The 13270-nt window shown below is 66.0% G+C and carries 9 protein-coding genes; 3 read left to right on the forward strand and 6 right to left on the reverse strand.

Annotated features, from left to right (window positions below):
• Nucleotides 1-420: 420 nt before the first annotated feature.
• The 5 genes from BMY53_RS11470 to BMY53_RS11490 all read right to left on the reverse strand — a co-directional run bounded on the left by BMY53_RS11470 (nt 421) and on the right by BMY53_RS11490 (nt 8691).
• Complete coding sequence (locus BMY53_RS11470) at nt 421-3243, reverse strand: PAS domain-containing hybrid sensor histidine kinase/response regulator (protein ID WP_092946624.1); 2823 nt, start codon at nt 3241-3243, stop codon at nt 421-423.
• 355 nt (nt 3244-3598) lie between these two features.
• Nucleotides 3599-5164: a DHA2 family efflux MFS transporter permease subunit gene (locus BMY53_RS11475; RefSeq protein ID WP_092946625.1), complete on the reverse strand. Its 1566-nt coding sequence runs from the start codon at nt 5162-5164 to the stop codon at nt 3599-3601.
• Between the two features lie 15 nt (nt 5165-5179).
• A complete protein-coding gene (locus tag BMY53_RS11480) occupies nt 5180-6454 on the reverse strand; it encodes an HlyD/EmrA/EmrK family protein (RefSeq protein ID WP_092946626.1) in 1275 nt (424 codons plus the stop codon).
• Nucleotides 6455-6571: 117 nt separating this feature from the next.
• The gene (locus BMY53_RS11485) at nt 6572-8056 is read right to left on the reverse strand and encodes an efflux transporter outer membrane subunit (protein ID WP_092946627.1); all 1485 of its coding nucleotides are present in this window, start codon (nt 8054-8056) and stop codon (nt 6572-6574) included.
• A 101-nt stretch (nt 8057-8157) separates the two neighbouring features.
• Nucleotides 8158-8691 carry a MarR family winged helix-turn-helix transcriptional regulator gene (locus BMY53_RS11490; RefSeq protein WP_092946628.1) on the reverse strand — a complete coding sequence of 178 codons (534 nt, stop codon included), beginning with the start codon at nt 8689-8691 and terminating at the stop codon, nt 8158-8160.
• A 177-nt stretch (nt 8692-8868) separates the two neighbouring features.
• Here BMY53_RS11490 and BMY53_RS11495 point away from each other — a divergent pair, with 177 nt between their 5' ends.
• A complete protein-coding gene (locus BMY53_RS11495) occupies nt 8869-10692 on the forward strand; it encodes an ABC transporter transmembrane domain-containing protein (RefSeq protein WP_092946629.1) in 1824 nt (607 codons plus the stop codon).
• Here the strand turns inward: BMY53_RS11495 and BMY53_RS11500 are convergent.
• Entirely contained in the window at nt 10682-11599 is a 918-nt protein-coding gene (locus tag BMY53_RS11500) for a LysR family transcriptional regulator (RefSeq protein WP_092946892.1), read from the reverse strand. The genes BMY53_RS11495 and BMY53_RS11500 overlap by 11 nt on opposite strands.
• Before the next feature lie 155 nt (nt 11600-11754).
• Between BMY53_RS11500 and BMY53_RS11505 the strand changes: the two genes are divergently transcribed.
• Entirely contained in the window at nt 11755-12372 is a 618-nt protein-coding gene (locus BMY53_RS11505) for an NAD(P)-dependent oxidoreductase (RefSeq protein WP_092946630.1), read from the forward strand.
• A 55-nt stretch (nt 12373-12427) separates the two neighbouring features.
• A complete protein-coding gene (locus tag BMY53_RS11510; protein ID WP_092946631.1) occupies nt 12428-13258 on the forward strand; it encodes a thymidylate synthase in 831 nt (276 codons plus the stop codon).
• Nucleotides 13259-13270: the final 12 nt, after the last annotated feature.

Genomic DNA, 13270 nt, shown 5'->3' on the forward strand with positions numbered 1-13270 from the left:
CAGCGATCAGCGATCAGCGATCAGCGATCAGCAATAAGCAATAAGCAATAAGCAATAAGCAATAAGCAATAAGCAATAAGCGATGTGATGGTTGGTGGCTGGTTGGGGATTGGGGGGTTGGGGGTTGGGGGTTGGGGGTTGGTGATGGTCCTCGGATCGGGAAGTGCCGGGGCGGGGCCTGTTTGCGTAAGTCAAGGAACGAATGGCCGGCCGAGCCGGACAGGAGGGACATGGAGCAAACAGGTCCCGCCCCGGCGCTTCCTGGCGGGGTGCACGGTCCGGGGGGCTTTCCTGGCGGGGTGCACGGTCTCACAGACCTTCCCGATGAGGAACCCGGTCTAACGAAACTTCCTGGCGAGCTGCCCGGTCGAATCGGAACTTCCCGGCGAGGGACACGGCCCACCGCAGGACGCTGCCCCCTCAATGCCCCCCCGGCTTCTCCAACTGGCTATTGAGCGTCCTCCTCAGCGTCTCGATATCAAACGGCTTGCGCAACACCACCGCCTCCCGCCCGATCGCCGCATGGAACGCATCCGCATCCGGATGCCCACTCGCAAACACCACCCGCAGATCCGGCCGCAACGCCATCGCGTGCCGCGCCAACTCGGCCCCATCCATATGCGGCATCGAGAAGTCAGCCAACAGCAAGTCCACCCGTTCCGTCCCCAGGATCCGTAGTGCTTCCCGCCCATCGCTGGCGGTCACCACGTCATGCCCCAGCGAACTCACCGCATCGGTCAGGAAGTCTCGAACGTCCGCATCGTCGTCCACCACCAGCACGTGGTGCTTGCGCGCGTCTTGCGCGCCTGAGCCGTTTGGCGCCTGCAGCACCTCCGCCCCCGGGTCCGCCCGCCGCAACCTCAGCGTCACGGTGGTCCCCACACCCTCGGTGCTGTCCACTTCCACCGCGCCGCCGACCCGCTTGCACATCCCGTACACCTGACTCAGCCCCAGTCCGCTCCCCTTCCCCACCGACTTTGTCGTGAAAAACGGATCGAAGCACCGCTCCAGCACCTCGGCAGACATCCCCGTCCCGTCATCGTTCACCGCAATCAACACCGTCTCCCCAACCCCGCTGAGTTGCAGCACCACATGCCCGCCCTCCGCCGTCGCGTCCCGCGAGTTGATCACCAGGTTGAGCAGCGCCATCTCCAGCTGAACCGCATCCGCCATCACGCAGATATCCGCCTCGGGCGCCTCCCGCCGATAGCCGATGCGTGAGCCTAGCGTGGTCCTGAACAGCGGCTCCAGATCATTCAGCAGCCGCTGCAGGCACACCGGCTTCAAGTCAAAGGTATGTTCTCGCGAGAAGGCCAGCAGTTGCGATGTCAGCTTCGCCGCGCGCTCCGAAATCGACTGCCCCTTCTCCGCGCAACGCAGCACCAGCGACTCGTCCGCCGGCCGTTTCGAAATGATGTCGAAGTTGCCCCGGATCGCCTGCAGCAGGTTGTTGAAGTCGTGGGCGATGCCGCCCACCAACTGGCCAATCGCCTCCATCTTCTGCGCCTGCGCCAAGGCAGCTTCCGTCCTGGCCAGCCGCTCTTCCTTCTCGATCCGTTCCGTCACGTCATAAACGAATTGATAGGCCCCGATACGACGCCCATCGCGATGCAGGGTACGGAAGTGCATCTCGTAGTGGCGGCTGTTGCCCTCCGCGCCGAACTCGCCCACCTCGGTAAATTCCTCACCATCCAGCGCACGCCGCCAAATGGCCTTCACGGCGCTCTGGTGCTCCGGAAAATCCTTCAGAACCACCAGCATGTTGTCGCCCACATGAGGCCGTATGCCGTAGATCCGTTCAAACTCAGTCGCAGCGGCCGCGTTGATGGCCATCCAGTTGAAGTTGTGGTCCGACACCTGGACCATCGCGTCCGTGCCTTCCACCAGGTCCCCGAACAGCTTGCGCTCCGCCAGGTACAGGGAGAGCTTTTGCTCCAGCGCATCGTTGAGGTCATGGATGCGCTGCTCATCATGCTTGCGCTGCGTGATATCCATGACGGAACCCACCACGCGCTGCACCTGCCCGTGGGCATCGAACACCGGCACCCCACGTGCGGCGATCCACCGCACTTGGCCATCGTCCTTGCCCACCGTCCGGTATTCCACGTTGTAGAGCTTCGACCCGTTGGGCACCGTCACCGCAGCAAACGCCTGCGAAACAGCCTGGAAATCGGCCGGATGCAGGCCCTCATAGAAGTCACGCAGCGACACGGAGCGGGCGCCGTGAATGCCAAACATCTCGCGCGTGCGGGGGGTCCAGTACAGCGTGTCCGCCATCATGTTCACGTCCCACAACCCCACACCACCGCCCTCGGTGGCCATGCGAAGCTGCTCCTCGCTGGCGGCGAGCTGCTCCTGCGCACGGGCCCGCGCCGTCACATCCGAGCCCAGCACAAAAACCCCCGTCACATCCCCTTCGTCGTCCCGCACCGGTTGGCACACAAAGTCCACGGTGATCCAGCGGGCGGCCTCGCCGGGCGGCTCCACGCGGTAATTGACCCCCACGCCCTCAAACGGCTGGCCCGTGCTGTACACGCGGTTCAGGATATCGACATACCCCTGGGCCAATGCTTCCGGCAGCGCATCCAGCACCGGTTTGCCCAGCAACACGCGCTGTCCGACCACCTGCAGATAGGCCGGGTTCACCATCGTGAACACATGCTCGGGCCCGGTCAGCAGCGCCATGAAGGCAGGCGCCTGCTGGAACAGCGTCGCAAACTGCAGGTGTTCCTTGGCCAATTCATGGGCGCGCTGGATGTGGGAGGTGGTGTCCGTGCACAGCACCAGCACGCCGCCAATGCCGTGGGGGGCGGTCTCGTCATCGATGGGGCTGAACGAGTAGGTCCAGTAGACGTCTTCCAGTACACCGTCCCGCAGCAGGGGGATCAGGTGGTTCAACCGCCAGGTCGACGGCCCGCCGTTCATGATGGAACGGATCTGGGGTTCCGCCACCTGCCAGGACTCCGGAAAGGCCTCCCGGCCAGGCAGGCCCAACATGCTGGGGTGTTTGTCGTGCCCCAGCGAGCGGCGGTAGCCGTCGTTGTAGAGGCACAGCTGCTCCGGGCCCCAGAAGATGAGCGCCGGATGGCAGGTGGTGAGCAGAAGCCGGACCATGGCCCGCAAGCCGCTCGGCCAGGTCGCCGGGGCGCCCAGCGCGGTCCGGGACCAGTCGCGGGCCCGGATCAGGCGGGCCATTTCGCCCTCACCGGTCAGAAAAGCGGGCGTGTCAGTCGTCCCGGCCATCGTTGTCCCTTCTCCAGAACCCCGCTTCCGAGGTGTGCCGTCGGCCCGTGACGCATCAGTCGCCGTCCTGGCCTGTTGATCGTTGGGAACGCAGGGATATTAAGGGGTTATGACGCGGCGTTTGGAAAGCCCCGACCGGTTTCACGCCGGGCCGCCGTGGGCGTCCCCCATGTCGGTGGCGGGCAAGAATCTGGCCCGCCGCCCACATCCGGGACAAAGGGGGCAGCGCCAGACCTGTCGCAAAACGGTCCTACAAAGACAATCGCCCCGGGCCCACGCTGGTCAGCGCGGGGCCCGGGGCGACGGATCGGCAGCGCAGGTCGTCAGCGCGGCTCGTCAGCGACGTTGGGTGGCATCAGTGCGCCCCACCGGCGTCCACCGGTGCCGCCATTTTCGGCGGCCGCTTGGTGATCCAGACGAAGCCGATCAACGCAATGAACAGCACGGCAGACGCCAGGAAGATGTCGTCGGCAGCACGTGTAAACGCCTGCTGGTCAACCAGGCGGTTCAGGTAGGACAAGGCCTGGTTGTAGCTCATGCCCATGCCCTGCAGCGTATCCAGCGTCTGCCCGGCGACCGGGTCCCCCAGCCCGATATGCTCCACCAGGTGGGTGTGGTGCAGCGTGGCCCGGTTTTCCCACAACGTCGTCGAGATCGACGTGCCCATCGCCCCGGCGGTGATCCGCACGAAGTTCGACAGGCCCGCCGCTGCCGCGATCCGGTCAGGCGTGATGCCCGACAAGGTCAGCGTCGTCAACGGGATGAAGAAGAAGGCCAACGCGGCGCCTTGCAGCACCGTCGGCACCATGATGATGCCCAGGCTGGTGTCGGTCGTGAAGAACGAGCGCATCAGCAGCACGATGAAGAACATCACAAAGGCGAAGCTGGCCATCAGCCGCGGGTCCCACTCGGACACCTTGCGCCCCACCACCGGGGACAACATGATGGCCAGGATGCCCACCGGCGCCAGTGCAAAGCCGGCAGCCGTGGCGGTGTAGCCCATGAACTGCTGCAGCCACAGCGGCAGCAGCACCACGTTGCCGAAGAACAACCCGTAGGCCACCGACAGCACCGACGCCCCGAACAGGAAGTTCCGGCGCCCGAACAGGCGCAGGTCCACCACCGGGTGTTCCGCCGTCAGCTCCCACACCACAAAGACCAGGAAGCCCACCACCGCCAGCACGGCCAGGATCTGGATCTGACCGGATTCAAACCAGTCCAGTTCCTTGCCCTTGTCCAGCATCACCTGCAGTGCGCCCACCCACAACACCAACAGGGCCAGGCCCACGCTGTCGATGGGCAGCTTCTTGATCGGGGTCTCCCGGGTGCGGTAGATGCTCCACGTCAGCCCGGCGGCAAACAGGCCCACCGGCACGTTGATGTAGAAGATCCAGGGCCAGGTCATGTTGTCCGTGATCCAGCCCCCCAGCAAGGGCCCGACCACGGGTGCCACGAGGGTGGTCACGCCCCATAAGGCCAGGGCCGTGCCCGCCTTGTGCTTGGGATAACTGGCCAGCAGCAGCGTCTGGGAGAGCGGGATCATCGGCCCCGCCACCAGGCCCTGCAGCACCCGGGCGGCCACCAGCATCTCCAGCGAGTGCGCAAAGCCGCACAGCCAGGACGCCAGCACGAACAGCAACACGCTGGTCGTGAACAGCCGCACCGCGCCGAAGCGCTGGGTCAGCCAGCCCGTGAGCGGCACCGAAATCGCATTGGCCACGCCAAAACTCGTGATCACCCACGTGCCCTGCGTCGCACTGACGCCCAGGTCACCGGCAATGGCCGGCAAGGACACGTTGGCAATGGACGAGTCCAGCACATTCATGAAGGTCGCCAACGACAGCGACACGGTTCCCAGCACCAGGGCTGAACCGGTCAGTGGCGCCGGAGCCGCCGGAGCGGCCGGAGCGGCATTACTCATGCTGGTCTCGCTTGATCAGGCGTGGGGGCCGGTCTTGGCGCCCTTGGCCGCCTTCTTGCCCAGGTTCGCGGCAATAATCTGGTTCACCTGCGCATCGGCGGCACGCTCCTGCGCGTCGAAGATGTTGGTCTGCAGCGCAGGCGCCTGGCTCTGGCCCTGGGCCAGCGTCTTGCCGTCCTGGTTGCGGACATCCACCTGCACGTCCATCGACAGGCCCACGCGCAGCGGGTGTTCCGACACTTCCTTGGGGTCCAGCGCAATGCGCACCGGCACCCGTTGCACCACCTTGATCCAATTGCCGGTGGCGTTTTGCGCCGGCAGCAGCGCAAACGCCGCACCGGTGCCCGCGCCCAGGCCCTGCACGGTGCCGTGGTATTCGGTCTTCTTGCCGTAGACGTCAGCTTCCAGCGTCACGGCCTGGCCGATACGCAGCTTGGCGAGCTGGCTTTCCTTGAAGTTGGCATCCACCCAGACCTGCTGCAGGCCCACCACGGCCATCAGCGGGCTGCCGGCGGCCACGCGCTGGCCCAGTTGCACCGAGCGGCGAGCCACCCAGCCGTCCACCGGGGCCACCAGCTCGGCGCGCTGGAAGGCCAGGAAGGCCTCACGGAAACGCGAAGCGGCGCGCTGCACGTTGGGGTGCTGCTCCACATCCACGCCATCGGTCAGGGCCTGGTTGGACTGCAGTTGCTCCTGCGCGGCCAGCAGCGCCGATTGCGCGGCAGTGTAGGCGGCACGGGCGGCCGTCAGTTGGGCCTGCGTGTGATCCAGCTCTTCCTTGCTCACCGCACCGGTTTCCAGCAGGGGCTGGCGGCGCGAAACGTCCGCCTGCAGGCGGGTCATTTCGGACTGGGCACGTTGCTGCTCAGCCTGGCGCACCTGCACTTGCGCGGCCAGGCCGTTGTTGTTGGCGAACAGGGTGCGCACTTCACGCACGGTCTGGGCCAGTTGGGCTTGCGCCTGGTCGAGCGCGATGCGGGCATCGGCCGGGTCCAGGCTGACCAGCTTCTGGCCGGCCTTCACGAAGTCGGTGTCGTCCGCATAAAGCGCGCGCACCGTGCCGCCGACCAGCGGCGTGATCTGCACGACGTTGGCCTGCACATAGGCGTTGTCGGTCTCTTCATAACGGCTGCTGACCAGCCATTGATAGCCACCGTAGCCCACACCGCCGATGATGACGGCGGCGGCGATCAGGGCGAGGCCCTTCTTGCGCTGGCCATTGCGGCCATTGCCATTGCCATTGGCGGCGGCGGGAGTCGTGGGCGTGTTGTTGTCGGGCTTGGCGCTCATGATGACTTTCTGACGTGTTCTTTGATGTTCAGTACGGCGGCCACTGCTGCGGCAACTGGGGCAGCGATGGCGGCGGAAATCGGGGCTGTCGTGGCGGGCGGTGATCGAGATGGGCGATCAACCGCGCGGGGCGTTGGTCTTGTCGGCTTGGGTGGTGGTGGCTGCACGGCCCGGCTCGGCATAACCGCCGCCCAGGGCACGGATCAGATTGATCTGCGCATCCACGGTCTGGGCCTGCAGGTCCAGTTGGCCGCGCTGCTGCGTGACCCGGGACTGTTCGGCATTGAGCACCGCCAGGCGGTTCACCAGGCCGGCCTTGAAACGCTGGCTGGCGAGGCTGTATTGACTCTCCGCATTCGCCACCAGCGCGTCCTGCTGGGCCTGCTGCTGGCGCAGCGACTGCAGCGTGGCGAACTGGTCGCTGGCGTCGCGCACGGCGTCCAGCACGGCGCCGTTGTAGCTGGCGATGGCGGCGTCCTGCTCGGCGGCGCTGCCGCGCAGGCTGGCGCGCAGGTGGCCGGCATCAAACAGCGGCAGGTTCAGGGCCGGCCCGGCACCAAACTGGCGGCTGCTGCCCTTGAACAGCTCATCCAGCCCGATCGCGTTCAGGCCGACAAAGGCGCTCAGGTTGACGCTGGGATAGAAGTGGGTGCGGGCGGCGCGCACGTCCTGCGCGCTGGCTTCCACCCGGGCGCGGGCAGCGGCCAGATCCGGGCGGCGGCCCAGCAGGTCCAGGTTGGGCTCCTGCTGCCAGTCCAGCACACGCGGCAGCGTGGCGTTCAGTTGGGCGGCACCGCTTGGGCCCTGCCCGGTCAGCGCGGCGATCTGGTTGCGCAGCAGCGTCTGCTGCTCACGCAGCACCAGTTGCTGGCGTTGCAGGTCCGGCAGCGGCGCTTCGGCCTGGCGCAGCTCCTGGGAGTTGTCCAGGCCGGCGCTGGAGCGCTGGCGAACCAGGTCAAAGCCTTGCTGGCGCAGGGCGACCTGATCGTCCAGGAGGCGGCTCTGCGCCTGGCTGCGGGCCAGGGCCACATAGGCCTTGGTCACCGCGTTGGCCACGCTCAGGCGGGCGGCGGCCGCGTCGGCTTCAGCTGCGCGTTGCTGGCCCAGGGCGGCCTTCAGTTCGGCCTCGTGGCGGCCGAAGAAATCCCATTCATAGCTCAGGCCGGCCTGCACATTGCCGAAGGTGCGGACGCTGCCAGCCAGGGGCGCCGGATAGATGCCGTTTTCGGTGATGCGCTGGCGCGTCACGCTGGCCTCCAGGGAGGCATTGGGGCGCTCGTTGGCCTGGGCGTTTTCGGTCATCGCCGCGGCGCGAGCAATACGGGCGCGGGCCAGCGCCAGCGAGGGGGACTGGGCCATGGCCTGGTCCACCAGTGCATCCAGCTGGGCATCCCCGAAGGACTTCCACCACTGTTGGTCAACGGTCTGGCCCTGGCCAGCGGTCAGGCCGAGTTGGCGGGCGGCGACATCACCGTCTAGCGCCTGGCCGGGCTCGGCCAGCTTGGGGATCGGTGCGCAGGCGGCCAGCACCAGCAGCAGCGCCGCCCCCATGGCCAAGGCCAGGGTGGTTCGGTGGAGGGATGAGGGCGATAGGGGCGTCATGGAACAGTTCCTCGAAATCATGTTGTTCTTGTCGGCAGAGCTTGTCGTCAGCGAGCTGGATGAAGGGATGCGTGGAGGTGCGGCGGCCGCCGGGCTGGCGGTCAGGCCTCGTCGTCGATGGGGTAACAGCTGATGGAAGGTGTCTCGGACGCATGGCCGGCATCGCGGATGGCCTGGCCATTGGCCACCATCCGTTGCAGCATGCCGATCAGGGTGCGGAACTCTTCCTGGGTGAAACCGGCAAGGTGGTCGTTGGAGACCTTGGACAGAATGGCGGGCGCGGGGGTCATCACCGTCAGCCCGTGTTCGGTCAGGGACACCATCACCACCCGGCGGTCTTCCGTGGAGCGTTCGCGCTGCACCAGGTTCTTGGCCTCCAGGCGGTCCAGCAACCGGGTCATGGCGCCGCCGTCCATCGCGAGTTCGCGCGCCAGCGCGGCGCTGGACATCGGGCCGTTGAAGCGCAGGCGCAGCATGGGGGCCCACTGCGCATGGGTCAGGTCATGCTTGCCCAGCAGCTTGTCCGCCTGGCAGATCATCGACTGCTTGATTTGACGCAGCAGCCAGCCCACGCTCGGTTCACGGGTGAAACTGTCAGCGCTGTAGAACTCGTTGGGGGTGGTTGGTGGGCTCATGGCAGCATAAATTTGCTAGCGGTGCGCAATTATTGCCTAGGCAGTATTTGCCTTGCCATCGACCTACCGACAAAGGCCTCTTGCTTCCGGGGGTATTCCCTGACCCACGTGCGTCACGCAGCGCTTGGTTTGACCTGCCCGTGCAATCCGTCACGACAGCCCGCCTACACTCCCGCGATGTCCGCCCAACCCGCTACCGCTGCTTCTCCCGTCGACGTTCCTGCCAAGCCGGCACCCGCCAGCAGCCCGCCGCTGCGCGCCATGTGGCCGGCGCTTTGGCCGTTTCTGCGCCCCTACAAGGGACGGATTGCGGCGGCGGTGCTCTTCCTGATCCTGGCGGCAGTCTCGACGCTGGTGTTCCCGCTGGCGCTGCGCCAATTGATTGACCAGGGCCTGGTCTCGGCCAACCCGGGCGACCGGCTGATGGCCCTGCGCGAACACTTCCTGGGGCTGTTTGCCGTGGGTGCCGCGCTGGGACTCTTCTCGGCACTGCGCTTCTATGCGGTGACCTGGCTGGGTGAACGCGTCAGCGCGGATCTGCGCAGTGCGGTTTACGCCCATGTGTTGCGTCAAAGCCCCGAATTCTTCGAGACCACGCAAACCGGCGAGGTCATCAGCCGCATCACGACGGACACCACCGTCATCCAGAGCATTGTTGGCTCCAGCCTCTCCATGGGTCTGCGCAACATGATCATGGGCCTGGGCGCGGTGGGGCTGCTGATTGCAACCAACCCCTGGGTGATGAGCCAGGTGATGGGCATCCTGGTGCTGGTGGTGCTGCCGGCCATGTTCTTCGGCCGCCGTGTACGGCGCCTGTCCCGGGCCAGCCAGGACCGGGTGGCGGACACCAGCGCCATTGCTGCGGAGATGCTCAACGCCATCACGGTGGTGCAGTCCCACGCCCAGGAGGCCCGTGAAGCGGCACGCTTTGGCGTGGCCAGCGAGGCGGCGTTCGACACCGCCCGCAAGCGCACCAAGGTGCGGTCGTTCCTGGTCGCCTTCATCATCACCGCCACCTTCGGGGCGCTGCTGTGGGGCCTGTACCAGGGCACGCAGGCGGTGATGGCGGGGCACATCACGGCGGGCCACCTGGGCCAGACGGTGGTCTATGTGATCCTGCTGGTCTCCTCCGTGGCGGTGCTGGCCGAAGTCTGGGGAGACCTGCTGCGGGCCGCTGGCGCCACCGAACGGTTGATGGAACTGCTGGCCGCGCGCTCGCCAGTGGCCGACCCGGCGACGCCGCTGGTCATGACGCCGGTGGAAGGGCCTGCGCATGTGCAGTTCCGTCACGTGCGCTTCCACTACCCGTCCCGGCCGGACCGTGCCGCCCTCGCCTCCTTCGACCTGGACATTGCCCCCGGCGAAACCGTCGCCCTGGTGGGGCCCAGCGGCGCCGGCAAGAGCACGGTGCTGCAGCTGCTGCAGCGCTTCTATGACGTGCAGGGCGGCGACATCGTGGTGGACGGCGTGGCGGTGGACCGCGTGCGCCTGGCCGAACTGCGGGCACGCATGGCGCTGGTGCCGCAGCAGAGCGTGATCTTTTCAGCCACGGCCCTGGACAACATCCGCTATGGCCGCCCGGACGCCAGCCGTGAAGAAGTCATCGCAGCGGCCCGGTCTGCGCATGCGCATGAATTCATCGAGCAATTGCCGCAGGGTTATGACAGCTTCCTGGGCGAGCGCGGCGTACGCCTCTCCGGTGGCCAGCGCCAGCGCATTGCCATCGCCCGCGCCATGTTGCAGAACGCCCCGTTGCTGCTGCTGGACGAAGCCACCAGCGCGCTGGATGCCGAGAGCGAACGCCTGGTGCAGCAAGCGCTGGACGAAGCCATGCGGGACCGCACCACCCTGGTCATTGCGCACCGGCTGGCCACGGTCCAGCGTGCGGACCGCATCATCGTGATGGACCAGGGTCGCATCGTTGAACAAGGCAGACATGCCGATCTGGTGGCCCAGGGCGGCTTGTATGCGCGCCTGGCGGCGCTGCAGTTCAACCACTGAGCGGTTCGCCCGAGATCCACCAATCCGGGCGCGCAAACCACTCGGCCAGGAAGTCGATCAGCGTGCGCAGCGCCGTGCTCATCTGCCGGCGCGATGTGTAGATGCCGTGCACACCCATCGCGCGTGGACGGTAGTCGGGCAACAACACCACCAGCCGCCCCTGCGCAATGAGCGGCGCCACCGAGTACTGCGGCTGCTGGACGATACCGGCGCCCTGCAGGGCTGCGGCAAGCAGCACGTGGGTCTCATTGGCACTCAGGTTGCCGCCCACCGGCACAGCGATGCGCTGGCCCGCATGGTCAAACTCCCACAGGCTCTTGCCGAAGTACGAATAGGTCAGGCAGTTGTGGATGGCCAGGTCTTCGGCACGCTGCGGCATGCCGTGCGCAGCCACCCAGGCGGGTGAGGCACACACCACCGATTCACACTGCCCAAGTCGGCGTGCGATGAGATTGGGATCGATGTCGTCGGTGATGCGGATCGCCAGGTCGATGCGGTCTTCCACCAGGTTAACCGCCCGAGCGTCAATATGCAGGTCGATGGCGACCTGCGGCCAGCGACGCAGATAGTCGGCCACGGCCGTCGCCAGCACCTCCTGCGCCAGCGACTGGGAGCTTGCAATACGCAGCAGGCCACGCGGCACATCCTCGCCCGCTGCGGACGTGGCCGGCATGCTGGTCGCTACTTCCAGCAGGCGCTGGCAACGTGCCAGTGCTTCTTCCCCGGCGGGGGTGAGGCTCACCCGCCGGGTCGTGCGGTGCAGCAACCGCGCGCCGGCCCATTGCTCCATCTCTGCCAGATAACGCGAGACCATGGGCCGCGACATGCCCAGGGCATCGGCGGCGCCGGTCAGGCTGCCTCGCGAGGCAATGCTCACAAACACTTCGGCGGCGGTCAGACGGTCCATGGCGGTGATCGATCGCATGCATTGCGTCGATCCATGCAACAAAGAAGCGCATTTTTACTGCTTTTTCGTTCACGCGAAGAAATTTAGGATTCACATCCTCAATTCAACGTCAATGCAAGCCGCCAAGGCTTCATCCACGTCTTCCAGGAACACACATGAGTCATATCGCTATCCTCGGCATCACCGGCCGCGCCGGTTCCCGAATCGCCAACGAACTGCTGGAGCGTGGCCACACGGTCACCGGTATCGCCCGCAACATCGCTGACGTTGCGCCGCGCAAGGGCCTGACGGTGCAGGCGGCTGATGCCACCGATGCGGCCGCCCTGTCCGGCGTACTGAAAGGCCATGACGCCATCGTCAGCGCCACGCGTTTTGACGGCGGCAGTGATGCCGAGACCGTTCTCAGCGCAGCCCGCCAGGCCGGCGTGCCTCGCGTGCTGGTGGTCGGCGGCGCCGGCAGCCTGGAGGTTGCTCCTGGCGTGGCCGTGGTCGACACGCCCAACTTCCCCGACGCCTACAAGGCCGAGGCCTTGGCGGGCCGTGTGTTCCTGAACGCGCTGCGGCCAGAAAAGGACATCGACTGGACGTTCATCTCGCCCTCCGCGCTGTTTGAGCCTGGCGAGCGCACCGGCAAGTTCCGTATCGGTGGTGACCAGTTGCTGGCTGATGCTTCCGGTGCAAGCCGCATCACGATGGAGGACTTTGCCATCGCCCTGGTCAACGAGATCGAGGCCCCTCAGCACTCGCGCGCGCGGTTCACGGTCGGCTATTGATCGCCTGAAGCCCTGCGCGGGCCGGGGGCGGCGACCTGCCAACTAGAATGTTGCCATGACCGCCGACGCCCAGCCTGTGACCCGCCCCGTTCGCCATCAATATGAAGACTTCATGCGCCATGTGTTCGAGCATGGTGTGGCCAAGGGCGACCGCACAGGCACCGGCACGCGCAGCGTGTTTGGGCACCAGATGCGCTTTGACCTCAACGAGGGCTTCCCGCTGGTGACCACCAAGAAGGTGCACCTGAAGTCCATCATCCTTGAGCTTCTGTGGTTCCTGCGCGGGGATTCCAACGTCAAGTGGCTGCAGGAACGCGGCTGCACGATCTGGAACGAATGGGCGCGGGAAGATGGCGACCTGGGCCCGGTGTATGGCGTGCAGTGGCGCAACTGGCCCAAGCCGGATGGTGGTCACATCGATCAGATCAGCCAGGTGGTTCAGCAGTTGAAGAACAGCCCGGATTCACGCCGCATCATCGTGAGCGCGTGGAACGTGGCGGACCTGGACCAGATGGCGCTGATGCCCTGCCATGCGTTCTTCCAGTTCTATGTGGCGGACGGCAAGCTTTCCTGCCAGCTCTACCAGCGCAGCGCGGACATCTTTTTGGGCGTGCCCTTCAACATCGCCAGCTATGCGCTGCTGACGATGATGCTGGCCCAGCAATGTGACCTGGGGCTGGGAGACTTCATCTGGACCGGGGGCGATTGCCACATCTACTCGAATCATTTCGAGCAGGTGCAGACGCAGCTGAGCCGGGCGCCCTTCCCCTACCCCACCATGCAGATCAAGCGCCGTCCGGCGTCAATCTTCGACTACGAGTTCGAGGATTTCGAGCTGCTGGGCTATGAGCATCATGCGGGGATCAAGGCGCCGGTGGCGGTTTGATCTGATCCTGCC

The organism is Roseateles sp. YR242, assembly GCF_900109745.1.
GTDB lineage: Bacteria > Pseudomonadota > Gammaproteobacteria > Burkholderiales > Burkholderiaceae_C > Roseateles.